Raw genomic sequence first — 25,963 nt, 5'->3', positions numbered from 1 at the left:
GATCGCGGGTCTTTAGCCTGCTTTGAGGGCCTCATTGACCGCCCGTGCAAAGCTGGCTTTGAAGGCAGGTACTGAAAAAATCTGGGCGTGCTGACAAATTTTCTCGGCATCAAGCTCTGTGGCAATCCGTTCAAATTGCCAAACTGCTTCCGACAAACTCTCTGCCGTTTGTTCATGGAAAAAAACACCCGTGGGGTAAAGACCTTGTTGTGGTGTGCCAGGCCAAGGAATCACGGTTTCCAGTGCACCCCCTCGACCGTATGCAATCACCGGTGTTCCACAAGCCTGGGCTTCGACGGGAACGATGCCAAAGTCTTCTTCGGAGGGGAAAATGAATGCTCGCGCCTTGGCCAAATAAGCCCGAACTTGCTCTGGCGGTAAAAAGCCTGTGAAGGTGACATTGGGTCCTGCTTTGCTTCGGATTTTGGCCATTTCAGGACCATCACCGATGAGGATCAGCCGTTTGTCTGGCATGCTGGTGAACGCTTGTGCGACCAGATCAATGCGTTTGAAGGGCACAAATCGGCCTGCACAAACATAAAAATTGTCCCGTTCAGTCTCTAAACAGAACAAGTCGGTGTCCACGGGCGGTGGGATCACGCAAGGGGTGCGACGGTAGTATTTGCTGATGCGTTTGGCCACAAATTTGGAGTTGGCGATGAACTGGTCCACGCCATTGGCACTTTGAATGTCCCAGCCTCGGATGCGGTGAAGTTGCCAGCGGGCAAACCAGGATTTCAGGCCCCGCTCCAAGTTCATCTCGCGCAGGTATTCGTGGTAGTGGTCCCATGCATAACGCATGGGGGAATGACAGTAACAAACATGGGTTTGATTGGGACCTGTCAACACCCCTTTGGCAACGCTGTAGTGGCTGGAGATGATCAGGTCATAACTGCTGAGGTCGAGTTGCTCAATGGCCAGTGGCATCAGGGGCAACATTTTTCGGTAATGGTTGCGTGCACCTGGAATTTTTTGCAGAAAACTGGTGATGGGTGTTTTGCCGCGCAAAAAATGCCGCTGATCATCTTTCACAAAATCGATCAACGAAAAGACATCGGCATCAGGGTAAAGGTCAATGATGTGCTCGAGCACACGCTCGGCCCCACCGTAGATGACCAACCAGTCATGAACGATGGCCACTTTAAGGTGATGTGCACGCCGCGTGTGGGATTCATGTGCGGTGGGCATGCAGGACATCCTTGAATAAATCGGTGAATTGGCTCAGGCGGCGTTGTGACGTGAAGGCTTGTGCTTTTTGACGAGCATGCAGACCCATGTTTTGCCACCGCTCGGGATCCTGCTCCAGTGCCCAAATGACCTTGGCCAAATCCTCTGGATTGCCGGGCTCGAAGAAGGCGCCCGTGAGTCCCTCTTCAATCAATTCGACCCCGCCACCATGTCGACTGGCAATGCTGGCTTTGGCGGAAGCTGCAGCCTCCAAAATGACGTTGCCAAGGGCTTCGTACGAATTGCTTGGAAAGACCAGGGCATCCACGTCAGGCCACAAGGTGTCAGGGTCAATGTGGCCACGCCATTGAAGGTCGAGCAAGGGGTATTGCATTTGCCAGCGTTCAATGTCTTGACTCGGTCCTTTGCCTGCCAGCACCCATTGGATGGGCAAGCCTTTCAACCGCAGGATCTCTGCGGCCGCCAGCAACACATCCAAGCCTTTGGCTTGGTCAAGTCGGCCCAAAAATCCCAATCTGAGTGGGCCGATGCGGCTCCGAGTCGCGGTTTGGTGATGGCTTTTTTGGGGGTTCAGTGCGTTGTAGATGACTTGCCCCTGCGCTTGTCTGAACAAGCCGTGCTCACGATGGAGCTGCAAAATGAATTGACTGACCCCCACCACGGCCGAGACTGAAGCGGTGTGGTTGGCGCGTGGTGCGGTCAACCAACGGCATTCGGTGCACCTGCGTTCATGCAGGCCACAAACGCGCCCGTTTTTGTAGAGCACGGTTCGTGGGCATAAAAGTGAAAAGTCATGCAACACATGCACGATGGGCAGGTTCAATGTTTGCAAACCAGGCCAAATGCCCGTCGAAAACCCCTGCAGGTTGTGGGTGTTGACGATGTCCAGTTTTTTTTCGAGTGCCCATCGCCGAACCTGCTGAGTCATCCAGGGATTGGATGTGTCCAGGGCATGCCAAATCAATCGTCGAAGTGAAGAGGGTGATTTTTGGCCCCGCTCATAGGGCCAGTAAATATTTTGAAGGGGGACACGATGAATGTGTGGTTCATCGGCCATGGGCGCTTGAGGTGCTTGCAGTGTCAAAACAAAGACATCCAAGCCTTGGCTGCGCAAACCGTCCACCAATTGTTGCGCCATGATCTCTGCGCCACCGATGGCCGTCGGCGGATACAGTGCAGAGATCACACCGATGCGCACGGTCAGGGGGCCACTGTTCGTTGGTGTTGCGTCAGAGATTCAATGGTGCTCATCCAAATTTTCTGGACCATTGGGGTCAAGCGTTTGCACGCCAATTCGTCCGACATGACAACAGCCGATTCAAAAGCTTCAAACACTTTGGCTTGTTGATCAAAACCCAAAATTTTCAAACTGGGCAGCTGCGAGTGGGTCAGTTGCCTCAGGCTGTTGAAGTCATTTGAATGTGCCCGCATGTTCACGTCCAGGACGCGGTCACGCAAGGCAGTTTCAAGCAATGCAATGATTTCGCCCATGAGGACCTCATCGTGATCCAGTCGTGACAGACCCACCGCGGGTTGCCAAGACATGGCGTCAGGCACGATGGGGCTGGCGTTGAATGAAAGAATCATTTTCCCCATGATTTCAGAGCCTCAGCTTTGTCGTTGTAAATGTCAAAGACCCGGTGCATGCGCACCACTTCTAAAAGCATGACCACTGGTTTTTGAAGGTTGCAAAGTTTGACTTTTCCAGCTTGTGCTTCGATTTCACGCAGCATCCAGATCAATGCGCCCAGGCCCGAACTGTCGAGAAATTCGACGTGCTCAAGATTCATCAAAAGACAAGGGCTGTCTTTGATGCGATCGCGCAGCATGTCTTTGAAAACAGCCACATTGGAGGCATCCAGCGACTTGATTCTGGGGGTCATTTCATTGATGCCATCGTGCAGGACTTGGCTTAATTCGATCATGTCAGGTCTTTATGGCTTGAAGTTTGACGGGGTTGGAGTTGACAAGGATTTTGTGTAAATACCGCCAGATCAATCCCCATTTGTAGGTCCACTCATGCGATCGGGTTTCCTGGTAACGCTCCAGAACCATGCTTTGCAGGGGATCGTTTTCTTGGATACCCACAACCCATTCCTCTTGCAGCAAACCACAGGCTTTTTGAGCCAACCACCGTTGGTGTGCAAGCGGCAGTTGGGCCCATTGATCGAGACTTCTGGGCCGGGCACCGATGAGGTGGCATTTGCCCATCAAGACACCCGGCAAATTGGGCAGAACAAAACCCACCATGTGTTTCCAGCCAAGGGTGCAAGGGTGTGCACCTAGCCAGCTGATGAATGCCACTGTCGGGATGGCCATGTGGCTGATGTCCGGACGAACCAACTGAATGATCTTTGGGCCTGCTTGAGCGACGGCCGAAGCAGTGACCGCCAACAGCAACAGAGGGGCCAGCAGAAACAACAGCATGAGTGCCAATGTGCGTTCAGTGAAGGCGTTGACGAGGCTGTGCCATTTCAAGGGTGTGCTGCCGTGCGCCAAAATGAGTGCATCAAAAATGGTCATGCGGGCTTGGTGTCTGCGGCTCCAGATCACACCCCTGAAGACCACGCATTCGTGCAGGTCCAGTGCATCACCAATCCAGCTGTCAGGTCCGATTTGGGTTTCAGACAGGCGACTGCTGTGACCTATGTGGGTGCGCCCGCTGAGCGCCACAGCCGGTCCGATTCGACAGTTTTTTTCGATTTCAACGTCGGGTCCGGCGTAGAACGGGGCGATGATTTCAGCCGTCGGGTGAATGATGACGTTTCTCGACAAGAAAATGCCAGGCTCCACTTCGCTGGCATCCAAAACCACGGGAAATGACCGGTTGATCATGCGCGGTATGGCATTGAGCAGGTCATTGCCATCCATCAGGCTCAGGGCTTGAGCGGGAACTCGTGAATGGCAAGTTGCTGCCAAAGCCTGGGGCCATTCATGCCAACGGTGTGCTGCGCTCATTTCTTGGCAAAGTTGGCGATCCAGCCAGGCCCAGTTCCAAAGAGGTGAGCAGTCGGATGTGTCTGTTGCTGGTGGTTCCAGCAAGGTGCCCGGCTGCGCCGTGTTCGTGGATGACACCCGCATCAAGGAGCATGTGGTGGCCAACAAAAAGGGTCCCTCTGCTGGTGCAAGGTCCACCAAACGTGCAAAGGCTTGGCGGGGTCCAGACAAGGAGTGCCAAGTGATGTGGCAGCCCCACTGAAGTCCCGACTGCAGTTGTGCTTGGCATTGTTCAGGCTCATCCCAGCCTAAACAGGTGATGTGTGTGATGCCTGCCTCGACCAAAGCTTGAACGGCAAAGACGAGCGGCGTTTTGCCCAACAAGGGGGTCAGGTGCAGCGGAATTTCTTGGGCCAGTGGTGTTCGCTCTGTGTCATCTGCGGGGGATCCAGCGATCAAGATGGCGCACAGGGTGTGTGCGGAAGTCATCAATAGGCCCCTTTGCCTTGAATGACCGCAGGAATGGTTTTGATCAGCAGCCAAATGTCGACCCAGATGCTTTGGCTGTCCACGTAACGGATGTCCATTTCAACCTGCTTCGCAAAAGGAATGTCGCCGCGACCTTCAACCTGCCAATAACAGGTGAGACCGGGTTTCACGTCCAAGCGTCTGCGATCAGCGAGTTTGTATTTCAGGACTTCGTCGGGAATGGGGGGTCTGGGTCCAACCAGTGACATGTCCCCTTTGAAGACGGACCACAACTGTGGCAATTCGTCGATGCTTGTTTTGCGCAACCAACGGCCGATCGGTGTGACGCGCGGATCGCCATTGATTTTGAAGGTGACACCATCTTTGTGATGGTTTTGAGACAGCAGTTGCTCTTTCAAGGCCTCTGCATTGCAGACCATGGACCTGAACTTTGGAAAGTCAAATTCTCGTCCCCATTGGCCCACGCGTTTTTGGACAAAAAAGATGGGGCCACGATCGTGCAAGCCAATGGCGCAGGCCACAATCAAAAAAACAGGAGATAAAACCAAGAGTCCGACTGAAGCTCCTAAAATATCAATAGAGCGCTTAAGTATTCTTGCGAGAACAATGGTGCCGTACCAAGCATTTCTTTTCCATAGACCCCGCAAATTATGCAAACTCAATGGACCTGCAGCAGAGTAACGGTCTTCAAGTGCCTTGAGTAAATGCGGTCTATGGTGTGCAACGGTTGATTTCATCGAGCGATGCATTGAGTTTTTGGTATTAGTGTCCTTTTAATAATACTACAAAAGAGAGTTTTTTTGAAAATTTCGAAACCTTCATGAGGTGGTTTCGAAACCGAACCATCCACACACGAGGGTCCGGAGGTCCTGTCAGGTGGCCGTGTTTTTCAGATGGTTTTCGATGCAACGGGCCAAAATCTCAGGCTGGTCATGGTGGAGCATGTGGCCTGCATCTTCAATGACGGCGATTTGAAGGTCCGGCACGCACTGCAATCTGGCGTGGTAATCACTCAAGGTGTATTGGCCTTTCCACCATTGCGCTAGAGCGTTGTCGGTTGCTTCTACCGCAAGCAAGGGGGCGGCAATTTTTTTGTAAAGTTCGAGCGACTCCTTTTCTTGAAATAGATAAGGATTGATGACTTTGTGGGCGGCATCGCCCAGAATGTGCCATTGACCGTTTGGGTCTGGTTGTGCCCAGTGGTGGGCCAACCAGAGGGCTTTGTCCATGGAAAGACGTTGATTCGTTTTGACCAAGCGTGCGGCGACGCCTTCGACATTGGGGTAGGGCTTGAGCTTTTTTTCATTCAAGTTGACGGGTTTGATTTCGTCAAGCCACTGGGCCAGTCGTCCGGGCGCTTGCGACGGTTGGGTGGGGGCCATGCCAAAACCCTCCAGGTTGACCAGTTTTCTGATCCGTTGGGGCCGTGCGCCGGCATACATCATCACCACATTGCCGCCCATGCTGTGTCCCACCAGATCCACGGGACGTCCGGGGTAGAGCGCATCAAGAAGGGCGTCCAAGTCGGCCAGATAATCGGGAAACCAGTAGCTGTCGGTGAGCGGCGATTCGGTCAGGCCGTAGCCACGCCAGTCCATGGCCATGATGGGGCGCTGGCTGACAAAATCTTCGCTGAATGCGTCCACCATGAACTGGTAAGAGGCGGCCACGTCCATCCAGCCGTGGGCCAATACCAGCGGGGTTGCTTCGGGTGCATGCGCACCCCAATGACGGACGTGATAGCGGCAGCCGCGCAGCGGCACCCACTGGCTTTGTGATGGGCGTTGAACTTGGTACATACTTTGGATGATAAGGAGACACACGATGAGCGTCAGTCGCAGCCAAGACCGTCCAGTGCCAACATCTGGCCTGAAGTCACTCACCAAGGCCCGCAACCCCGCAAGCCCCCATGCTGGTTTCGAATCGCAAGCCCATCCCGAACCCGTGGACCGCTATGCAGCCATTCACCAAGGCTTCGCCTGGAAAGTGCCCAAGCGCTTCAACATGGCCCAGGCGTGCTGCGGACAATGGGCCGCGCAAGCCGCGACGGCCCGCCGAGTGGCCATTCGTGAGCATGTTGCGGGCCAGGGCTTGGGGCAAAGCTGGACCTACCAGCAATTGCAAAACGCTGCCAATCGCTTGAGTGGGGTGCTTGAGCGTCAAGGCGTGCAGCGGGGTGACCGGGTGGCGATTGTCTTGCCCCAGCGATTTGAAACAGCCGTGGCTTACATGGCGGTGTTGCAAATGGGGGCGGTGGCCATGCCACTGTCGATGCTGTTTGGTCCCGAGGCCTTGTCGTTTCGCATCAACGACAGCCAAGCCCGTGTGGCGCTGTGCGATGAGTCAACTGTGCAGGCCCTGCTGCAGGCCAGGTCAGATTGCCCGGGCTTGCAAACCTTGATTGGCATGGGCGAAGCGGGTCCATTGTCTGATCTTGATTTTGCGCAAGCCCTCGCCTCGCAGGTCGCGACTTTCAAACCAGTGAACACGCTGGCCGATGATCCGGCGGTGCTGATTTACACCAGTGGTACCACCGGCAACCCCAAAGGGGCCTTGATTCCGCATCGGGCCTTGATAGGCAACCTCACGGGTTTTGTGTGCAGCCAGAACTGGTTTGGCTTTGATCCTTTTAAAGCAGGACAAGCCTCCAAAGCCGTGTTCTGGTCACCCGCCGACTGGGCTTGGACCGGCGGGTTGATGGACGCTCTGCTGCCCAGCCTGTACTTTGGCCGGCCCATTGTGGCCTTCAACGGAAGGTTTTCGCCTGAGGTGGCATTCGAAATCTTGCACAGCCACGGCGTGACCCACACCTTTTTGTTTCCGACCGCGCTCAAGGCCATGATGAAGGCGGTGCCTGACGCCAAAACCCGCTACCGCCTCAAGCTCCAGGCGATCATGAGCGCGGGCGAGGCGGTGGGTGATGCGGTGTTTGCTTATTGCCAGCAGCAGCTGGACGTGACCGTGAACGAGATGTTTGGCCAGACCGAAATCAACTACGTGGTGGGCAACTGTGCCCGCTTGTGGCCTGCCAAACCCGGTAGCATGGGCAAGGGCTACCCGGGCCACCGCGTGGCAGTGATCGACGATGCGGGCCAGCTGTGCCCCGCTGGCACCCCAGGCGAGGTGGCTGTCAACCGCCTGGATGTGCACGGCCACCCCGACCCGGTGTTCTTTCTGGGTTACTGGAACAACGACAAAGCCACCACCGCCAAATACACGGGCAACTGGTGCCGCACCGGCGACATGGCTGTGGCCGATGCGGACGGCTACCTCTGGTACCAAGGCCGCACCGACGACATGTTCAAGGCGGCGGGTTACCGCATCGGTCCGGGCGAGATTGAAAACTGTCTGGTCAAGCACCCGGCCGTGGCCAACGCCGCCGTGGTCCCCAAGCCCGACAAAGACCGAGGGGCGCTGGTCAAGGCCTATGTGGTGCTCTCGCCCGATGCGCTGGCGCAGCGGGCCAACGCGGCCAGCAGCGCTGAGTTTGAGGCCGAGGTTCGCCAGTCTCTGCAGTCACATGTAAGGGCCTTGCTCGCCCCCTACGAGTACCCCAAAGAAATTGAGTTCATTGACCAGTTGCCCATGACCACCACTGGCAAGGTGCAGCGTCGCGTGTTGCGTCTGCAAGAAGAAGCACGAGCAAGAGGTGAAGTGGACGCTGTCACATGATGTGGGAACGCCCCTTTTTTGGCAGAAATAATGTCCTCGTCGCGATTGACCCTGGCAGACCCTCAGCGTGTGTCCCCATGGCATGCCGTCGGGCGTGACAAAATAAGGTTTCCCGCATCACACCCACCCAGATAGCTTGACCGGGACGACCGTGTGCCCGCATCAACCGACCCCAACTTCACAGGAAATTCCATGAAACTCGTTCAACTTGGTCAATCCGACCTGCAAGTGACTCCGATTTGCTTGGGCACGATGACTTTCGGCCAACAGGTGAATGAGGCCGATGCGCATGCCATCCTGGACCGCTCTTTGGCCGCTGGCATCAATTTCATCGATACCGCTGAAATGTATGCGGTGCCTGCTTCGGCCGACACCTGTGGTGCGACCGAGACCTTCATCGGCAACTGGTTTGCCAAGAACCCCGGTGCCCGCGACAAGCTGGTGTTGGCCACCAAAGTGGCGGGTCCTTCGCGTGGCATGCCCTGGATCCGTGAAGGCTCGGGCATGACCGGGCAGGACATCCTGAATGCCTGCGATGGCAGCTTGCGCCGATTGCAAACCGATGTGATCGATTTGTACCAGATCCACTGGCCCGAGCGCCATGCTCCAGTCTTTGGCATGACGTATTTCGACCCGGCCAAGGACAAATCGGTCACCTCGATCCACGAGCAGCTCGAAGCCCTGGCGAAATTGGTGCAAGCAGGCAAGGTGCGTTACATCGGCCTGTCCAACGAAACGCCTTATGGTGTGCACGAGTTCGTGCGTCTGGCCGAGCAGCATGGCCTGCCGCGCGTGGCCACGGTGCAAAACCCTTATTGCTTGGTCAGCCGAACCTATGACAACGGCCTGGATGAGAGCTGCTACCGCTTGAACGTGTCCATGCTGGCGTATTCGCCGCTGGGCTTCGGATTGCTCACCGGCAAATACGACCAAGACGACCTGACCGGCCCGCTGGTGCCCGATGGCGGCCGCATTGCCCGTTATGACTCGATGCGCAAGCAGCGCTGGGGCCGTCCCGAGGCCTTGGTGGCCGCCCGCCGCTACAACCAGTTGGCCCGCGACAACGGCATGACCCCCACCCAGATGGCGTTGGCGTTTTGCTACCACCGCTGGAGCGTGGCCAGCACCATCATTGGCGTGACCTCGCTGGCGCAACTCAATGAAGACCTGGCCGCCTGGAGCACCCAGCTCTCACCCGAAGTGCTCAAAGCGATTGATGCCATTCGTTGGGAAATGCGCGATCCGGCCTTGTGATGGTGGGCGATGGCCAAGAAAGACAAAGTCAGTGAAACCCCGGCCACGGCGCTGTTGCGCCAGCAGGGGGTCAGCTTCACCGAGCACCCTTACGAGTACCTGGAGCATGGCGGTGCACAGCACAGCGCCCAGGTCTTGGGCATGGACCCGTTTTCCGTGGTCAAAACCTTGATCATGCAGGATCAAGACGCCAAGCCGCTGGTGGTGTTGATGCACGGCAACCGCAAGGTGTCCACCAAAAACCTGGCGCGGCAAGTGGGTCTCAAGTCCATTGAGCCGTGCGCCCCCGAGGTGGCCAACCGTCACAGCGGTTATTTGGTGGGGGGCACATCGCCCTTTGCCACGCGCAAGCAGATGCCGGTGTTCATCGAGGAGACCATCCTCGCCTTGCCGCGCATCTGTATCAATGGTGGGCGGCGTGGGTATCTGGTGGGCATCGATCCGCAGGTGTGCCTGCAACTGCTGGACGCCAAACCCGTGAATTGCGCACTGGCAGAATGACGCCCATTCAAAAACAAGGGAGATTCGGATGGAGATGTTGATTCAAGTGGGCGTGGTGCTGGCCAGTTACCTGGTGGGCTCGCTCAGTTTTGCGGTGATCGTCAGCCGCCTGATGGGCCTGAACGACCCCCGCAGCTACGGCAGCAAAAACCCAGGTGCCACCAATGTGTTGCGTTCGGGCAGCAAGAAAGCCGCCATTTTGACCTTGTTGCTGGACGCACTCAAGGGCTGGTTGCCCGTGGCCATGGTGTTGGCATACGGCCCCGAATACGGTTTGGGTCCGCAGGTGGCGGCTTTGGCGGGGCTGGCGGCTTTTCTGGGGCATCTGTATCCGGTGTTTTTCGGTTTTGCAGGCGGCAAAGGTGTGGCCACCGCCGTGGGTGTGGTCATTGGCGTAAATGCCCTGTTGGCGCTGGCCACGGTGCTGACTTTCGCCATCGTGGTCTTTTTCAGCCGCTACGTGTCCCTGGCCTCCATGGTCGCCGCCGTGTTTGCGCCGGTGTTTTATCTTTTTGGCGATGGTGTGGCCTGGCAGGCCTCGGCACCCGAAGTGTTGAGCTTGGCCGTCATGGCCTTGCTCTTGGTCTGGCGGCACCGCGAGAACATCAACCGCCTGTTGGCAGGGACAGAGTCCCAACTGGGAAAGAAAAAAGCATGAGCCAGGACATTCAGCGACTGCATGTGTCGGCCCGTTACAGCGAGGCCGCTGTCTTCAATGGCGTGGTTTATTTGGCGGGCATGGTGCCCGAATGCGAAGCCAAAGACATCCGCAGCCAGACGGACGATGTTCTGCGCCAGATCGACCTGCGCCTGCTGGAGGCGGGCAGTGACAAAACCCGCATCTTGCGCACCCAAATTTACCTTCAGGACATCGGTGACATTGCGGCCATGAACGAGGTTTGGGACGCCTGGGTGGTGGCGGGCAGCGCACCGCCCCGTGCCACGGTGCAAGCCGCGCTGGCCAACCCGGACTACAAGATTGAAGTGGTGGTGACGGCTGCCGTTAAGGGCTAAGGCACGAGGGCAAGGCCTCGCGGCCCGTCAATCGCGGAAATTGTCGAACGACAGTGGCAGCTCGGTCATGTCCTTGCGCAGCAGGGCCATGGCCGCTTGCAAGTCGTCGCGCTTGGCGCCCGTGACGCGCACGGCATCCCCTTGAATCGACGCTTGCACCTTGATCTTGCTGTCCTTGATGAGGCGGGTGATCTTCTTGGCGTCTTCGGTCTCGATGCCGTTTTTCACCTTGATCACCTGCTTGACCTTGTCACCGCCGATTTTTTCGACTTTGCCGATGTCCAAAAAGCGCACATCCACGTTGCGCTTGGTCAGCTTGTTGCGCAGGATGTCTTCGACCTGCGTGAGCTGAAACTCGGCGTCGCCGAACATCGTGACCTCTTTGTCCTTGAGTTCAATGTTGGCAGATGTGCCTTTGAAGTCAAAACGGGTGCCGATTTCTTTGGCGGAAGTGTCAACGGCGTTGCGTACTTCGACCATATTGGGTTCGCAAACGGTATCAAACGAGGGCATGGTGGGAAAAATCCGAAGGTTGAGAATGCGACAATTCTCCCATGTTCCTTGAGAAAAATGTCCCCCTGCAGCCTTACAACACCTTTGGCATCGCCGCCAAGGCCCAAGCTTTGGTGCGGGTGCGCTCCGAAGCCGACCTGCTGGCCGTGCTGGCCGACCCGCAACTGGCCACCTTGCCCAGGCAGGTGCTGGGCGGTGGCAGCAACATGGTGTTGACGGGCGACGTCAAGGCGCTGATGCTCAAGATGGAGGTGCCCGGCATTAGCTTGTCGGGTGAGACCGACAAACACTGGCTGATTGAGGCGGGCGCGGGCGTGGACTGGCACGCGCTGGTGGCCTGGAGCATGGACAACGGCTACCCGGGGCTGGAGAACATGGCCCTGATTCCCGGCACGGTGGGCGCATCGCCCGTTCAGAACATCGGTGCCTATGGGGTGGAGCTGCAAGACCGTTTTGACTCGCTGGACGCCATGGACATGTTCACCGGAGAGATGTTCAGCCTGAACGCCGCGCAATGCGGTTTCAGCTACCGCGACTCGGTGTTCAAGCACGCATCGGGCGGCGAGGATGGCCTGGGCCTGGCGGGCCGTGCGGTGATTTTGCGGGTGCGCTTTGCACTGTCCAAGCGCTGGAAGCCCGAGTTGGGCTACTTGGATCTGGAACGCAAGATGGCCGAGACGGGCATCCACAACCCCGATGCCCGGCAGATTTTTGACTGGGTGGTGGCGATTCGCCGCGCCAAACTGCCCGACCCGGCTGTGATCGGCAACGCTGGCAGCTTTTTCAAGAACCCCACCGTCACCCCTGAGCAATGCGCCGACATCATCGCCCGCGAGCCTAAAGTGGTGCATTACCCCATGGCCGACGGCACGATCAAGCTGGCTGCGGGCTGGCTGATTGACGCCTGCGGCTGGAAAGGCAAGACCGTGGGCCATGCCGGGGTCTATGAAAAGCAGGCGCTGGTGCTGGTGAACCGGGGTGGACGCGAGAACCCTTGTACGGGGGGCGAGGTGATGACGCTGGCCAAGGCAATTCAGACCAGTGTGTATGAGCGGTTCGGGATTCGGCTGGAGCCTGAGCCTGTTGTGATTTGAGGCTTACTGTTCGCTGTGATTTGTTGTGCCTGTGTTCCGCCCTGGGTATTGGCCTGAGCGGTCGGCCTCATAACTCGCTTCGCTCGCCAAATCGGCCGATCCGCTCAGGCCAATACCCAGTGCTGCGTTGCTGGTGGGTCAAAGACTTTCCCTGTTTTTGACAGGACGCAGCCTTGGAGCGGGTGCCTGGCGGACTCGCCGATTTGGCGAGCGAAGCGAGTTATGAGGCGAGCCGGCGGGCACCCGCTCCAAGGTGGCAAACACCCACGACGCAAAAAACCAGAGGACAACAAAAAACGGCCTATAGGCCGTTTTTCATTGGTGCAAAGCGCACGACATTCTTTCGCGTTCAATGACGTTCCAGGTTAGGCGGCCACCGATCTTTCGTACAAGGTTTCAGGTGAAATGTCGATGTTGCCGGGCCAGTTCACCGTGCCGGCAAACACATAAGCTTGCTCAAAGACATGCTGTTGCTTTAATGGCTCAAATGGTTTTTTGCTTAACAGTGGTTTGACATCAAACAGACGGTTTTCGCCATTTTCAAAAGACAAAGCCAGCCAATGGTTTTGCATGGGCTTGACCAAGATCACGTCCAACAAGTCTTGCATGGTCATGCTCCTCAACGCAAAGGGTCAATGGGATAGAGCTGCTCACCAGCCTTGGCAAGTTCCCAGTCTGCAAGCAGTTCATCTTTGTGGATTTCAATCCAAGCTTGAACCATTTTCAATTGCTTGGGTGGAAAACCTCCAGCCAACACGCGGCCATCTTCAATGGCAATGGCCGCTTTATCGCCTGCGTAGCGCACATGGATGTGGGCGAGGTGATGCCTGTCCGTGTCCTCAAAGAACATGGAGACCAGGATTCCGTAAAACATGCTGATGGTGGGCATGGGCGGATTGTATGGGGTGAATCGAAGATGGTCACGATGATTGGGTCAGTAACGCAGCCTTGGCGCGGGTGCCTGCTGGACTCGCCGATTTGGCGAGCGAAGCGAGTGATGAGGCGAGCCGGCAGGCACCCGTACCAAGGCGGAAAACACAACTAAATCAAGCAAGACAACAAAAAACGGCCCGAAGGCCGTTTCTCTTTAGAGCAAGGTAAAAATCATTTCTTGCCGCTGCCATCCAGCTTGTAGATGTGCGGGCCTTCGCCTACCGACAGCAGGCCAGCGTGCGCGTAGATGCCCAACTTGGCGCGGGTGTCGACGATGTCGAGGTTGCGCATGGTCAGCTGGCCGATGCGGTCCAGCGGGCTGAAAGGGGCGTCTTCCACTTTTTCCATGCTCAAACGCTCAGGCGCGTAGGTCAGGTTGGGCGACTCGGTGTTCAGGATGCTGTAGTCGTTGCCACGGCGCAGCTCCAGTGTCACCGTGCCGGTCACGGCACGGGCCACCCAGCGCTGGGCGGTTTCGCGCAGCATGATGGACTGCGGGTCGAACCAGCGGCCTTGGTACAACAGGCGACCCAGGCGCAGGCCGTTGATGCGGTACTGCTCGATGGTGTCTTCATTGTGGATGCCGGTGACCAAGCGCTCGTAGGCGATGTGCAGCAGCGCCATGCCAGGGGCTTCGTAGATGCCGCGGCTCTTGGCTTCGATGATGCGGTTTTCGATCTGGTCGCTCATGCCCAAACCGTGGCGGCCGCCGATTTCGTTGGCTTTCAGGAACAGCTCGACCGGGTCGGCGTATTCCACGCCGTTCAAAGCCACGGGCATGCCTTCTTCAAAGCGCACGCTCACTTCTTCGGCCTTGACCTCGACTTCGGGCTTCCAGAACGCCACGCCCATGATGGGGTTGACGATCTTCATGCCGCTTTGCAGGCTTTCCAGGTCCTTGGCTTCGTGGGTCGCGCCCAGCATGTTGCTGTCGGTGGAGTAGGCCTTTTCGGCGCTCATCTTGTACCCAAAACCGTTGGCGGTCATGAAGGCGCTCATTTCGGCGCGGCCGCCCAGCTCGTCGATGAACAGCTGGTCCAGCCAGGGCTTGTAGATCTTGAGGCTTGGGTTGGTCAGCAAACCGTAGCGGTAAAAGCGCTCGATGTCGTTGCCCTTGAAGGTGCTGCCGTCGCCCCAGATGTTGACGTCGTCTTCCTTCATGGCGGCCACCAGCATGGTGCCAGTCACAGCGCGGCCCAGCGGGGTGGTGTTGAAGTAGGTGATGCCACCAGTGGAGATGTGGAAAGCACCGCACTGGATGGCGGCGATGCCTTCGTGGGCCAGCTGGGTGCGGCAGTCGACCAGGCGGGCTTTTTCTGCGCCGTATTCCATCGCTTTGCGGGGAATTTCGTTGTAGTCGGACTCGTCAGGCTGGCCCAAGTTGGCGGTGTAGGCGTAGGGCAGGGCGCCCTTTTGCTTCATCCACAGCAGGGCGGCAGACGTGTCCAGGCCGCCCGAAAAGGCGATACCGACTTTTTGCCCTTTGGGCAGGTTTTGCAGGATGGTGCTCATATCGTTTCGTTCGGCGGGTTCAACCGAAGTGGCAGATGTAGTGGTAAGGCTCGGTCACGCGGATCTCGAACTTGGAGTTGCCAGGGATGCTGAACTCTTCGCCTGCGCTGGACTTGACCCATTCGGTGCTGCCATCGAGCTTGTATTCGCAAGAACCGCCCACGCACTCCATGATTTCAGGTGCGCCGGTGTTGAAGGTCAGCGTGGCGGGCAGGATCACGCCGACCGACAGTTTGGTGCCGTCGGGCAAGGTCAGGCCGTGGCTGACGCATTTGCCGTCAAAGTAAACGTTGGCTTGGGTGTTGACGGAGACGCCGTCGATGGTTTGGGTGGTCATGGTGGGTGCTTCAAGGGGGCGGGCAGGACCCGCATCAATGGAAAAGGGCGTCTTCAGACGCCCTTTGCGGTCAATCAAACCCATATTTTAGGCTCATTGGGGTGTTGGCCGCTCATGTCTGGCCAGGTCTTTCAGCGCCAACGGCCATCTCTTCGACTGTAGCCATGGCCATAGCCATGGCCATGGCCATGACGCCAACCCCAGGCCAGATCAACATGGGTGTAAACGGGCGCGTAACTTCTGTAAACCGGAGCGGGTACATAAACCACGCGTGATTCATGGATCACCGTTGGCGTTGTGCTGGGCATCAAGGGCGCAGACGCTGTGGCTGTCAGGGTAGAGCCCTCGATGCTGGGCAATTCAGAACGAGGGGTCATCACGGGGGTGACTTGCAATTGCAGGGTTGGACCAGGATCCTGGGGCAAGACCACATTGAACTGTTTGCCCGCGTATTCGTACACCACGTTGTAACCCGTCAGCCGGTTTTCATAAACGTTTTGGCTTGTGCAAGTGGTCTGATTTTGGATTTGAGTACCAGGGTTTTCGACTTTGTCCCCCATCATGGCACCGCCCATCACGCCAGCGATGGTGGCCAAGGCGCGGCCTGATCCGCCGCCGATTTGGTTGCCAATGGCCCCACCCGCAATGGCCCCCATCAATGCGCCAGCCCCAGAGCTGGGGTTGGAGACGGTCACAGGGGTTTGTGTGCAGGTTTGGCGGGGCACAATCACTTGCTGGTAAACCGCAGTGCGTGAAATCACCTGTCCCACCTCTTGAGCATGGGCTGCACAGGTGGACAACAACAAGAGGGCAATTGCCAAATTTTTCATGTGGTTTTCCCTTTTCAATTGAATGAATCAAGTGTAGCGCTGGCCAGTCCTGTTGCCCATAACGGGCATGTAAAGTTCTGTTTTGTTCAGCATGTGAGTGCACTCAACGGCTTTCAAGGGGCCAACTGTCTGGTGAGAAACCGACGCTGAACTGTCCAGAGGGCCAAGCGATCACAGGGCGTTTGATGGTGCTGGCGTGTTCCAGCATCACGGCCTTGGCACTGACACGGTCGGTCACGCCCGCTTGCACCGCTGGGTCAAGTTTTCGCCAAGTGCTGCCTTTGCGGTTGAGCACGGTTTCCCAGCCCAAAGCATCCAGCCATTTGTCAATTTCGGTGGGCGGCACGCCTTGCTTTTTAAAGTCATGGAATGTGAAGTCCAGGTCTTGGCTGGCCAGCCATGTGCGGGCTTTTTTGACACTGTCGCAGTTGGGTATGCCGTAAACGATCAGGTTCATGCTGTTTTTCTCTCGTGAAAGCGGGTGGGAGTCGGCGACAATCGCGCCCTATGAAGACTCTACAACAATGGCTCGATTGGTGCGAGCAGTTACACCCCGTGGCCATCGACATGGGGCTTGACCGTGTCAAAACAGTGGCCGACCGCATGGCGCTGCATTTTGACTGCCCGGTGATCACGGTGGCAGGCACCAATGGCAAGGGTTCAACCTGCGCCATGCTCGAGGCCATTTTGTTGCAAGCAGGTTACAGAACCGGGGTTTATACCTCGCCGCATTTGGTTCATTTTGAAGAACGCTGCCGTTTGCATGGCGAATCTGCCTCCTCTGAGGTCTTTGCGCAGGCTTTTGCTTTTGTGGAGTCGGTGCGCGGTGATGTCAGTTTGACTTATTTTGAATTCAGCACACTGGCCATCCTTCATCTGATGGCCAAAGCCCAGCTGGATGTGGCTATTTTGGAAGTGGGTCTGGGGGGCCGCTTGGATGCGGTCAATATCATCGACACGGATTGCGCGGTCATCACCAGCATTGACATCGACCACACGGCCATTTTGGGCCTCGACCGTGAAAGCATCGGTTTCGAGAAGGCGGGCATCATGCGAGCCGCTCGGCCTGTCATTGTGAGCGATCCGGTGGCCCCACAAAGCGTGATCGACCACGCCCAGACTGTGGGTGCCTTGCTCTGGCAATTTGGGCGGGATTTCAATTTTTCAGGTGATCCCCAGCAGTGGGCTTGGGCTGGGCGTGACCGACGCTACAGCGGCCTGGCTTATCCCGCATTGCGCGGGGCCAACCAATTGATCAACGCATCAGGGGTGTTGGCGGCTTTGGAGGCCATGCGTCAGCAAATTCCCGTCACAGCTCAGGCCATCCGCAATGGCTTGGCCATGGTCGAATTGCCCGGGCGCTTTCAGATCGTGCCAGGTCAGCCCGTGTTGGTGCTGGATGTGGCACACAACCCTCACTCTGTGGCTGCCCTGGCCGTCAATCTGGATGCCATGGGGTTTTATCCCACCACCCATGCAGTGTTGGGTGCCATGGGTGACAAAGACCTCTTGCCCATGCTCAAGCGGGTCAGTCCGATGGTGGACAAGTGGTACTTCACAGATTTACCCCTGAGCCGGGCAGCGACGGCCGAGCAGCTTCAAGCGCTTTGGCAGACCCAAAACACGCGCAAAGATGCGACAAGCAGTGTTCATGCCAAGCCCATGGAGGCTTTCCAGGCAGCCATCAAGAACGCAGACCCGGCTGATAGAATCGTGGTCTTTGGTTCCTTCCATACAGTGGGGGGTGTTTTGCAAGATGGCATTCCACGTCTTCAGGCCAAACACCTCAGCCCCTGAACATCGCCATGGCGTTTTTCAAGTTCCGTGTACCCGGTCAGGCTGACCCCGATGCCCCCGTTGCAGAAGTGGCTGTTGCAAGTGCGAGTGAAAACATCGACATCGTCAGAAGGAGAGCACGTCACCGTTTGATGGGTGCCGTGGTATTGGTTCTGGTGGCGGTACTGGGCTTTCCTTTGTTGTTTGACACCCAACCACGTCCTGTGGCTGTGGATACGCCCATTGTTATTCCTGACAGACATTCGACCCCTGCATTGGCCGCCGCCGCGCCAGTGACTCCGGTGGTTCCTGTAGCTGTAGCGCCAGTGGCATCTGTTTCGCCTGTGGCCCCCGTGCCTGTGAAGCCGTCGGTCAATGAGTCCAAGCCTTTGCCCGTCCAAGCCGGGCTGGATGATCGGGAAGAAGTGGTTGTGCGATCGGCCCCTGTGGTCAGTGCCAAGCCTGCCCCTGCGCCGGTTCCTGTCGACGTCAAGCCTGCACAAGCCAAGCCGGTAGAACCCAAGCCAGTGCCTGCCAAAATCGATCCCGTGCCACCGGTCAAGCCCCAACCAAAAGACGATGGGAGCAAAGCCAAGTCTTTGTTGGATGGTCGGGACAATCCTGCAGTTGTAGAGAGGCACGTCATCCAAGTGGGCGCATTTTCGGATGCAAGCAGAGTTCGTGAAGTCCGTAAAAAGCTCGAACAAGGGGGCTTGGTCACCTACACCCAATCGATTGAAGACAAAGAGGGGAAAACGTCCACCCGTGTGCGAGTGGGACCATTTGGATCGCGAGAGGAGGCAGACAAAATTGCCGCACGGATCCGGGCCATGGGTTTTTCGCCCGCTGTGCTGAGGTTATGACGTGGACGTTTCTCTGACTGACTGGATTTTGCTGGGTGTTTTGTTCGTTTCCATGATGGTCGGTTTTTGGAGGGGACTTGTTTACGAAGTGCTCTCTTTGGCCGGTTGGGTGGCCGCATTCGTTTTGGCCCAATGGTTCGCCTCAGATGTGATCGTTTGGCTGCCATTTCTAAAAGGTGCGGCTGAGCCCGTGCAATACGCCATTGCTTTTGTGGTGGTGTTCATCGCCTCATTGTTTGCTGCGGGCTTGGTCTCTTGGCTGATCAAAAAGTTGGTGGAAACCGTGGGCTTGCGTCCCGTAGACCGCAGCTTGGGGGCTTTGTTTGGCTTGGCCCGTGGCCTGGTGTTGCTGCTCGCCCTGACGGTGGTCGTTCAGTTGACTGGTTTTTCAACCGAAGTCTGGTGGAAAAATGCCCGTGGACCTGTGTTTTTGAGCGCAAGTTTGGACCGATTGAAGCCATTGTTGCCACAGAGTTTTGCAGAGATATTGCCCTGATTTGTTTGGGGCGCATCGTTTTTTGAACGGATTAAAAGTATGTGTGGAATTGTTGGCGTTGTCAGTAGCGCTCCGGTCAACCAGTTGATTTATGACGCCTTGTTGCTCTTGCAACACCGCGGTCAAGATGCGGCGGGCATTGTCACGCAGCTGGACCGGAAGTTTTTCATGCACAAAGCCAAAGGCATGGTGCGTGATGTGTTTCGTACCCGCAATATGCGCAGCTTGCCGGGCAACTGCGGATTGGGCCAAGTGCGTTACCCCACGGCGGGCAACGCATTCAGCGAAGAAGAGGCCCAGCCCTTTTATGTGAATGCACCTTTTGGCTTGGTGCTTGTGCACAACGGCAACTTGACCAATGCCCATGCGTTGAAAGCGGAGTTGTTCTCAGTGGACCACCGCCACATCAACACCGACAGTGACTCCGAGGTCTTGCTCAACGTCTTGGCCCATGAGTTGGAAAAAACCACGCGTGGCTTGCCGCTCAAACCCATGGATGTGTTTGAGGCTGTGCGTGGTGTGAACCGCCGTGTCAAAGGTTCTTACGCCGTGATCGCCTTGATCGCAGGGCATGGCCTGGTTGCTTTTCGTGACCCGCATGGCATTCGGCCTTTGTGCCTGGGCCGCAGTGAGGACGGGTCTGTCATGCTGGCCAGCGAGTCGGTGGCTTTGGATGGCACATCGCACCAATTTGAGCGTGACGTGGCCCCAGGGGAAGCCATTTTTGTTGACCTTGAAGGCCAGGTGCACACCCAAGCATGTGCCGACAAAGCGCAATTGAGCCCTTGCATCTTTGAATACGTTTACTTGGCCCGACCCGACTCGACCATGGACGGCATCTCGGTGTACCAAGCCCGCTTGAATTTGGGCGAGACACTGGCCAAACGCGTGATTTCCACTGTGCCACCCAACGACATTGATGTGGTGATTCCGATCCCCGAGTCCAGCCGTCCGAGCGCCACCCAATTGGCCCATTTGCTGGGCATTCCTTACCGCGAAGGCTTTGTCAAAAATCGCTACGTGGGCCGCACCTTCATCATGCCGGGTCAAGCGGTGCGCAAAAAATCGGTTCGTCAAAAGCTCAACACCATCGTGAGTGAGTTCAAGGGCCGCAACGTGTTGTTGGTGGACGACTCCATCGTGCGCGGCACCACCAGCCGCGAGATTGTGCAAATGGCGCGTGATGCAGGAGCCCGCAAAGTCTATATGGCCAGCGCTGCGCCGCCTGTGCGCTTTCCCAACGTGTATGGCATTGATATGCCGACCAAAGAAGAGCTGGTGGCCCACGGCCGCAGCATCGAAGAGATCCGCGAGATCATCGGCTGTGACGCCCTGATCTACCAAGACGTGGATGCCATGAAAACTGCGGTCGCCCAAGCGCGTGTCAATGCAGCGGGTGTGTTGTCTGACTTCGATGCGTCTTGCTTTGACGGGGTGTATGTGACGGGCGATATTTCCGCTGCTGACATCAACCGGTTGAATCAAACCCGTCCTCAAACCGAAGAGGGCGATGACGACAATTCGCGTTTGGCTTTGCCCAACGCCAGCGTGTGAGCCCAAAAACATGACCTCATCTTCCCGATTTGACGATTTGCACATCGAAACCTTGGCTGTGCGTGCCGCAGTGGAGCGCAGCCAGTACGGCGAAAACTCCGAAGCCTTGTACCTGACCAGCGGCTACGTTCAACCTACAGCCGAATCTGCCGCCCGGCGCTTTGCGGGTGACGAAGAAGGCTTTACCTATGGTCGCTACGGCAACCCCACGGTCAGCAGCATGGAAATGCGCTTGGCAGCATTGGAGGGCACTGAAGCGGCCATGGGCACAGCATCAGGCATGTCGGCCATCTTGATGATGTGCATGGGCTTGCTCAAGGCGGGCGATCATGTGGTGTGCTCGCGTTCCATGTTTGGCTCCACCATCAAATTGATTGGCTCGGATTTGGCCAAGTTTGGCGTTGAATCGAGCTTTGTTTCGCAAACCGATTTGAATGAATGGCAATCAGCGGTCCGGCCCAACACACGTTTGCTCTTTGCCGAAACGCCCACCAACCCCCTGACCGAGGTGTGCGACATCCAGGCATTGGCCGACATCGCTCACAACGCTGGTGCCTTGTTTGCTGTCGACAACTGCTTTGCCACACCTGCACTCCAACGCCCTGTGACCATGGGGGCGGACATCATCATGCATTCGGGCACCAAATACCTGGATGGCCAAGGCCGGGTGATGGCGGGGGCGCTTTGTGCTTCGCAGCAAATGATCACAGAGAAATTTTTGCCTGTGCTCAAAAGTGGCGGCATGACACTGGCCCCTTTTAATGCTTGGGTGGTGCTCAAGGGCCTGGAAACACTGGACCTTCGCATGCGTGCTCAAACAAGCCGCGCACAAATTTTGGCCGAATGGCTGGAAACGCATCCCGCCGTGGCCCGTGTGCATTACCCCGGTTTGGCCAGTCACCCCCAACACGACTTGGCGATGCGCCAGATGTCGGGTCTGGGGGGGGCCGTGTTGTCCTTCGATGTGAAAGCCGATGGCCCAGAGCAATCGCGTCAACGAGCTTTCCACGTCATGGACCAAATGCAAATGCTGTCGCTGGCCACCAATTTGGGCGACACCAAAACCATGGTGGCTCACCCCGCCAGCACCTCGCACGGTCGACTGACCGAGGCGCAGCGCCAAGCTGCCGGCATTGGCCAAGGCCTGATCCGGGTGGCCGTTGGCCTCGAATACCCCCAAGATGTTCAAAAAGACCTCTCCCGTGGTCTCGATACCCTCTGATATGACCAAAACACGCACCCGCTTTGCCCCATCGCCCACGGGCTTCATTCACCTGGGCAACATCCGCTCGGCTTTGTACCCTTGGGCTTTTGCCCGCGCGACAGGCGGCGACTTTATTTTGCGCATTGAAGACACCGACCTCGATCGCTCCACCCAGGCTTCTGTCGATGTGATCATCGAAGGCATGGCTTGGCTGGAACTCAACCACGATGAAGGTCCCTTCTACCAAATGCAGCGCATGGAGCGGTACAAGGCCGTTCTGGCCGAATTGATCGCGGCAGGGCACGTTTACCCCTGCTATATGAGCATGCAAGATTTGGATGCTTTGCGTGAGCGCCAAATGGCCAGCAAGGAAAAACCCCGCTACGACGGTACTTGGCGTCCCGCAGAAGGCAAAACCTTGCCCGCGGTTCCCGAGGGTGTGAAGCCAGTGCTGCGATTCAAGAACCCCATCGGTGGTGTGGTCGCCTGGAATGACAAGGTCAAAGGCCTGATTGAAATCAGCAATGACGAGCTGGACGACCTGGTCATTGCTCGCCCCGATGGCACGCCCACCTATAACTTTTGCGTGGTGGTGGACGACATTGACATGCAAATCACGCATGTGATCCGAGGCGATGACCATGTGAACAACACGCCGCGCCAGATCAACATCTTCAAAGCCCTCGGCAAAGAGCCTCCGGTTTACGCCCACCTGCCCACCGTGCTCAACGAGCAGGGCGAGAAGATGAGCAAACGCAATGGCGCCAAAGCCGTGACGGCGTACCGCGACGAAGGCTATCTGCCCGATGCCATGGTCAATTATTTGGCGCGGCTGGGTTGGAGCCATGGCGATGACGAAATTTTCAGCCGAGCACAGTTCCTGGAGTGGTTCAATTTGGACCACTTGGGACGCAGCGCTGCGCAATTCGACGAAGCCAAGCTCAAGTGGGTCAACGCCCAGCACCTCAAGGCCATGAGCGATGACGCTCTGGCCGTTCATGTGCAACCCTTTTTGGACAAATTGGGTGTGGTGGCCGATGAGCGTTTGGCCAGCATTTGCGGCTTGTTCAAAGACCGATGCGACACCTTGGTCGTTTTGGCCCAATGGATTTCTGCTTTCTACCTCGATGTGGTGCCCAATGCACAAGAGAAAGCCTTGCATGTGACCGATGCCGTGAAACCGGCTTTGGGCGTGCTGGCGGACAAGTTGGCAACATGCACTTGGGACAAGGCTTCAATTGCTGCGGCCATCAAGGAAACCTTGGGCGAAGTTGGGCTGAAAATGCCTCAGCTGGCCATGCCCGTGCGTGTCTTGGTCATGGGCACGGCACAGACGCCATCGCTGGATGCCGTACTTTTTTTGAGTAAAAGAGAAAAAATTCTCGCCAACTTAAAAAATGCCTAAAAACCTGTCTATAATTCAAGTCTCGACACCAACGAGGCATAACAAGAAAGCAAACAGCGGTAACGTAGTTTAAAGTCTTGAATGTCAAAGGGGGTATAGCTCAGATGGGAGAGCGCTTGCATGGCATGCAAGAGGTCAGCGGTTCGATCCCGCTTACCTCCACCAAAGTGTCGAGAAGATTCGAAAGAATCAGTCCAGGTTATGACCCTATCGTCTAGAGGCCTAGGACATCACCCTTTCACGGTGAGTACCGGGGTTCGAATCCCCGTAGGGTCGCCAAGTTTTGTAGCACTTGGTCAGTTGCTAAGGCAGTCTGACAAAAGTTACAGCTACCAGGAGTGGTAGTTCAGTTGGTTAGAATACCGGCCTGTCACGCCGGGGGTCGCGGGTTCGAGTCCCGTCCACTCCGCCAGATCAAAGCCTAAGTAGTTATCTACTTGGGCTTTTTTCATTTCAGGAGCGCCAATTCTAGAGATTGGGCCGCGACGACTGACATTCTGGCCTGCATCAAGTCTCTCAAGCCGCAGTGATCGTGTTCATTGAAGCGATCGGTTCACTGCGTCTTTTACAGGGAAAGTGCTCACAAGCAGTGCTGGACGAAGGTTGCACAGTTGCAGTAAGCTACTAGGTTTTCTAGGTAACTCGTTGTCAAACATGGACAGTTTGCTCCCACCCATTCCGGCCAAGCGCTACTTCACCATTGGTGAAGTCGGTGAGCTGTGTGGCGTCAAACCCCACGTCCTTCGCTATTGGGAGCAAGAATTTACCCAACTTCGCCCCGTCAAGCGCAGAGGCAACAGACGTTACTACCAGCGTCACGAGGTGATGATGATCCGGCGCATCCGAGGTCTTCTGTATGACCAAGGGTTCACGATCAGCGGTGCTCGCAACAAATTGCAGGAACTGGTCCAAACTGAACGCCAACTCTCTCGTTTGTCACAAAACGAAGTGGACACCGCGGAAGAAGATTTTTTGCTGGACATGGAAGAGGGCATGAACACAGACATGGATGCAGGGCCAACCTCATTGATGTCGGCTTTGCCTTTGCCGCAGATGACTCCTGTGCAGATTCATGAAGAGCTTTTGCAAATAAGAGCCCTTTTGTCCATTTAAGGCCCCAGAACAGGCTATAATCTTAATCTTGTCGGCGTGTAGCGCAGCCTGGTAGCGCACTTGCATGGGGTGCAAGGGGTCGCGAGTTCGAATCCCGCCACGCCGACCATTTATTCCTAATGAAATCAACGGGTTACAGCTCACAAGGCTGTGACCCGTTTTTCATTGTGGCTTGAGTCCGAGGGTTTTTACTGCTTGCAGACTGTGTTTTGCAGTCAAAAATCGGGGAATTCAAATACACGGAATTTCTCATGCGTCAATCCATCCTCATTGCTTTGGCAGCCAGTTTTTCATTGTGGGGCAGCGTGTGGGCCCAAGAAAAATACCCGAACAAACCTGTCACCATCATCGTGCCGCAGGCCGCAGGGGGTGCCAATGACGCCATTGCCCGCGTGGTGGCTCAAAAACTGACCGAGCAAACAGGGCAATCCTTTGTGGTCGAAAACAGGGCGGGCGCAGGCGGTAATGTGGGCACTGCGGCTGCGGCCAAGGCCAAGCCCGACGGCTACACGCTCATGATCACGGCCGACAGTGCGCAGGTCATCAACCCGTTTTTGTACCAACGCACAGGTTTTGACCCGGTCAAGGACTTTGAACCCGTGGCCCCCCTGGCCCGTGCGGGCTACGTGCTGGTGGCCAATCCCTCATTTCCGGCCAACAACATGTCGGAGTTGATCGCTCAAGCCAAGGCCAATCCTGGCAAATTTGCGATTGCCTCTGCCGGCAACGGCACGCTCAACCACCTGATTGGTGAAATGCTGCAAAAAGCCACCGACATCAAGCTCCAGCACATTCCCTACAAAGGCGCGGCTGCGGCGGCCACCGATGTGGTCAGTGGGCAAGTGCCTTTGTCCGTGCAAAGCATGCCTTCATCGATCGCATTTGTGCGTGCAGGCAAACTCAAGGTGTTGGGTGTGGTGAATGAAAAACGCGTCGCAGCCTTGCCCGATGCACCCACCATTGGCGAAACCGTCAAAGGTTTCGGTGCCACTCCTTGGTATGGCATGTTTGCCCCCGCTGGCACTCCCAAAGACTTGGTGCAGTTTGTGCAAAACGAAGTCTCCAAAGCCTTGGACAGCGCCGATGCGCGGGATCGTCTGGCCACTTTAGGTTGTGAACCTTTCAAGGGCACCTCAGAGCAACTCGCTGCGATCGTGCGCGATGATCTGGTGCGTTGGTCGCGCATCGTCAAAGAATCGGGTGCCAAGGTGGATTGATCCGTCCCCAGTGTGCAGGCCAAAGTGGGTGCATTCATGCCCAACGTGGCTTGACATGACT

28 protein-coding genes and 4 tRNA genes are annotated in these 25,963 nt (G+C 56.6%); 18 read left to right on the top strand and 14 right to left on the bottom strand.

Translation table 11 applies throughout. The features are described from left to right. Window positions 1-12: 12 nt before the first annotated feature. The 7 genes from AMM41_RS18900 to AMM41_RS18870 all read right to left on the bottom strand — a co-directional run bounded on the left by AMM41_RS18900 (window position 13) and on the right by AMM41_RS18870 (window position 6,413). Window positions 13-1,188: a glycosyltransferase family 4 protein gene (locus tag AMM41_RS18900; RefSeq protein ID WP_089963044.1), complete on the bottom strand. Its 1,176-nt coding sequence runs from the start codon at window positions 1,186-1,188 to the stop codon at window positions 13-15. Further along, window positions 1,172-2,386, bottom strand: coding sequence for a glycosyltransferase (locus tag AMM41_RS18895; RefSeq protein ID WP_089963041.1), 1,215 nt, complete (start codon window positions 2,384-2,386; stop codon window positions 1,172-1,174). The genes AMM41_RS18900 and AMM41_RS18895 overlap by 17 nt, the downstream gene beginning before the upstream one ends. A gap of 2 nt (window positions 2,387-2,388) precedes the next feature. Beyond that, window positions 2,389-2,775, bottom strand: coding sequence for a hypothetical protein (locus tag AMM41_RS18890; protein ID WP_146186299.1), 387 nt, complete (start codon window positions 2,773-2,775; stop codon window positions 2,389-2,391). Then, window positions 2,772-3,113: an STAS domain-containing protein gene (locus AMM41_RS18885; protein WP_089963037.1), complete on the bottom strand. Its 342-nt coding sequence runs from the start codon at window positions 3,111-3,113 to the stop codon at window positions 2,772-2,774. The genes AMM41_RS18890 and AMM41_RS18885 overlap by 4 nt, the downstream gene beginning before the upstream one ends. A 1-nt stretch (window position 3,114) precedes the next feature. After that, the gene (locus AMM41_RS18880) at window positions 3,115-4,614 is read right to left on the bottom strand and encodes an LbetaH domain-containing protein (RefSeq protein WP_089963034.1); all 1,500 of its coding nucleotides are present in this window, start codon (window positions 4,612-4,614) and stop codon (window positions 3,115-3,117) included. Next, window positions 4,614-5,351: a sugar transferase gene (locus AMM41_RS18875; RefSeq protein ID WP_089963031.1), complete on the bottom strand. Its 738-nt coding sequence runs from the start codon at window positions 5,349-5,351 to the stop codon at window positions 4,614-4,616. The genes AMM41_RS18880 and AMM41_RS18875 overlap by 1 nt, the downstream gene beginning before the upstream one ends. Window positions 5,352-5,486: 135 nt before the next feature. After that, complete coding sequence (locus AMM41_RS18870) at window positions 5,487-6,413, bottom strand: alpha/beta fold hydrolase (protein ID WP_089963028.1); 927 nt, start codon at window positions 6,411-6,413, stop codon at window positions 5,487-5,489. Between the two features lie 25 nt (window positions 6,414-6,438). Here AMM41_RS18870 and AMM41_RS18865 point away from each other — a divergent pair, with 25 nt between their 5' ends. The 5 genes from AMM41_RS18865 to AMM41_RS18845 all read left to right on the top strand — a co-directional run bounded on the left by AMM41_RS18865 (window position 6,439) and on the right by AMM41_RS18845 (window position 11,055). After that, window positions 6,439-8,286, top strand: coding sequence for an acyl-CoA synthetase (locus AMM41_RS18865; RefSeq protein WP_368664977.1), 1,848 nt, complete (start codon window positions 6,439-6,441; stop codon window positions 8,284-8,286). 192 nt (window positions 8,287-8,478) lie between these two features. Beyond that, entirely contained in the window at window positions 8,479-9,540 is a 1,062-nt protein-coding gene (locus tag AMM41_RS18860) for an aldo/keto reductase (RefSeq protein WP_089963022.1), read from the top strand. 9 nt (window positions 9,541-9,549) lie between these two features. Then, window positions 9,550-10,041: an aminoacyl-tRNA deacylase gene (locus AMM41_RS18855; RefSeq protein WP_089963020.1), complete on the top strand. Its 492-nt coding sequence runs from the start codon at window positions 9,550-9,552 to the stop codon at window positions 10,039-10,041. Between the two features lie 28 nt (window positions 10,042-10,069). Beyond that, complete coding sequence (plsY, locus tag AMM41_RS18850; RefSeq protein ID WP_089963015.1) at window positions 10,070-10,699, top strand: glycerol-3-phosphate 1-O-acyltransferase PlsY; 630 nt, start codon at window positions 10,070-10,072, stop codon at window positions 10,697-10,699. Next, entirely contained in the window at window positions 10,696-11,055 is a 360-nt protein-coding gene (locus tag AMM41_RS18845; RefSeq protein WP_089963012.1) for a RidA family protein, read from the top strand. The genes plsY and AMM41_RS18845 overlap by 4 nt, the downstream gene beginning before the upstream one ends. 27 nt (window positions 11,056-11,082) lie before the next feature. Here AMM41_RS18845 and AMM41_RS18840 read toward each other — a convergent pair whose 3' ends face one another. Next, window positions 11,083-11,568, bottom strand: coding sequence for a YajQ family cyclic di-GMP-binding protein (locus AMM41_RS18840; protein ID WP_089963010.1), 486 nt, complete (start codon window positions 11,566-11,568; stop codon window positions 11,083-11,085). A 41-nt stretch (window positions 11,569-11,609) separates the two neighbouring features. Between AMM41_RS18840 and murB the strand changes: the two genes are divergently transcribed. Next, entirely contained in the window at window positions 11,610-12,662 is a 1,053-nt protein-coding gene (murB, locus tag AMM41_RS18835; RefSeq protein WP_089963007.1) for a UDP-N-acetylmuramate dehydrogenase, read from the top strand. Between the two features lie 365 nt (window positions 12,663-13,027). On the opposite strand, the gene AMM41_RS18830 is transcribed toward murB, so the two are convergent. The 6 genes from AMM41_RS18830 to AMM41_RS18805 all read right to left on the bottom strand — a co-directional run bounded on the left by AMM41_RS18830 (window position 13,028) and on the right by AMM41_RS18805 (window position 16,731). Then, on the bottom strand, window positions 13,028-13,270 hold the full coding sequence (locus tag AMM41_RS18830; RefSeq protein ID WP_089963094.1) for a DUF2442 domain-containing protein: 243 nt from the start codon (window positions 13,268-13,270) through the stop codon (window positions 13,028-13,030). 11 nt (window positions 13,271-13,281) lie between these two features. Next, window positions 13,282-13,551, bottom strand: coding sequence for a DUF4160 domain-containing protein (locus AMM41_RS18825; RefSeq protein WP_089963005.1), 270 nt, complete (start codon window positions 13,549-13,551; stop codon window positions 13,282-13,284). Between the two features lie 215 nt (window positions 13,552-13,766). Further along, the gene (gene argG / locus AMM41_RS18820; RefSeq protein ID WP_053174808.1) at window positions 13,767-15,107 is read right to left on the bottom strand and encodes an argininosuccinate synthase; all 1,341 of its coding nucleotides are present in this window, start codon (window positions 15,105-15,107) and stop codon (window positions 13,767-13,769) included. A gap of 19 nt (window positions 15,108-15,126) precedes the next feature. Next, window positions 15,127-15,444, bottom strand: coding sequence for a pyrimidine/purine nucleoside phosphorylase (locus AMM41_RS18815; RefSeq protein ID WP_089963092.1), 318 nt, complete (start codon window positions 15,442-15,444; stop codon window positions 15,127-15,129). Between the two features lie 131 nt (window positions 15,445-15,575). Beyond that, complete coding sequence (locus AMM41_RS18810) at window positions 15,576-16,274, bottom strand: glycine zipper 2TM domain-containing protein (protein WP_089963003.1); 699 nt, start codon at window positions 16,272-16,274, stop codon at window positions 15,576-15,578. 103 nt (window positions 16,275-16,377) lie between these two features. After that, complete coding sequence (locus AMM41_RS18805) at window positions 16,378-16,731, bottom strand: arsenate reductase (RefSeq protein WP_089963001.1); 354 nt, start codon at window positions 16,729-16,731, stop codon at window positions 16,378-16,380. 50 nt (window positions 16,732-16,781) lie between these two features. Here AMM41_RS18805 and folC point away from each other — a divergent pair, with 50 nt between their 5' ends. The 12 genes from folC to AMM41_RS18745 all read left to right on the top strand — a co-directional run bounded on the left by folC (window position 16,782) and on the right by AMM41_RS18745 (window position 25,902). Next, entirely contained in the window at window positions 16,782-18,071 is a 1,290-nt protein-coding gene (gene folC, locus AMM41_RS18800; RefSeq protein WP_089962998.1) for a bifunctional tetrahydrofolate synthase/dihydrofolate synthase, read from the top strand. Window positions 18,072-18,079: 8 nt separating this feature from the next. Continuing rightward, on the top strand, window positions 18,080-18,913 hold the full coding sequence (locus tag AMM41_RS18795) for an SPOR domain-containing protein (RefSeq protein WP_089962996.1): 834 nt from the start codon (window positions 18,080-18,082) through the stop codon (window positions 18,911-18,913). A gap of 1 nt (window position 18,914) precedes the next feature. After that, window positions 18,915-19,409: a CvpA family protein gene (locus AMM41_RS18790; RefSeq protein ID WP_089962993.1), complete on the top strand. Its 495-nt coding sequence runs from the start codon at window positions 18,915-18,917 to the stop codon at window positions 19,407-19,409. Between the two features lie 39 nt (window positions 19,410-19,448). Then, window positions 19,449-20,963 (top strand): amidophosphoribosyltransferase, encoded by a 1,515-nt coding sequence (gene purF, locus AMM41_RS18785; RefSeq protein ID WP_089962991.1) that lies wholly within the window; start codon window positions 19,449-19,451, stop codon window positions 20,961-20,963. Window positions 20,964-20,973: 10 nt separating this feature from the next. Beyond that, entirely contained in the window at window positions 20,974-22,185 is a 1,212-nt protein-coding gene (locus AMM41_RS18780; protein ID WP_089962989.1) for an O-succinylhomoserine sulfhydrylase, read from the top strand. A 1-nt stretch (window position 22,186) separates the two neighbouring features. Further along, the gene (gene gltX, locus AMM41_RS18775; protein ID WP_089962987.1) at window positions 22,187-23,572 is read left to right on the top strand and encodes a glutamate--tRNA ligase; all 1,386 of its coding nucleotides are present in this window, start codon (window positions 22,187-22,189) and stop codon (window positions 23,570-23,572) included. Window positions 23,573-23,661: 89 nt separating this feature from the next. Continuing rightward, window positions 23,662-23,737 (top strand) — tRNA-Ala (locus AMM41_RS18770). 38 nt (window positions 23,738-23,775) lie between these two features. Continuing rightward, window positions 23,776-23,851 (top strand) — tRNA-Glu (locus AMM41_RS18765). A 56-nt stretch (window positions 23,852-23,907) separates the two neighbouring features. Beyond that, a tRNA-Asp gene (locus tag AMM41_RS18760) sits at window positions 23,908-23,984 on the top strand. A gap of 242 nt (window positions 23,985-24,226) precedes the next feature. Continuing rightward, window positions 24,227-24,685 carry a MerR family transcriptional regulator gene (locus AMM41_RS18755; protein ID WP_089962985.1) on the top strand — a complete coding sequence of 153 codons (459 nt, stop codon included), beginning with the start codon at window positions 24,227-24,229 and terminating at the stop codon, window positions 24,683-24,685. A gap of 32 nt (window positions 24,686-24,717) precedes the next feature. Beyond that, window positions 24,718-24,794 (top strand) — tRNA-Pro (locus AMM41_RS18750). A 142-nt stretch (window positions 24,795-24,936) separates the two neighbouring features. Beyond that, window positions 24,937-25,902 carry a Bug family tripartite tricarboxylate transporter substrate binding protein gene (locus AMM41_RS18745; RefSeq protein WP_089963087.1) on the top strand — a complete coding sequence of 322 codons (966 nt, stop codon included), beginning with the start codon at window positions 24,937-24,939 and terminating at the stop codon, window positions 25,900-25,902. The last annotated feature ends 61 nt before the right edge of the window (window positions 25,903-25,963 follow it).

The organism is Limnohabitans sp. 2KL-3, assembly GCF_001269405.1.
Taxonomy (GTDB): domain Bacteria; phylum Pseudomonadota; class Gammaproteobacteria; order Burkholderiales; family Burkholderiaceae_C; genus Limnohabitans_A.
Note: the sequence above shows the minus strand (reverse complement) of the source record. Positions and strands in the feature narration are given on the sequence as shown.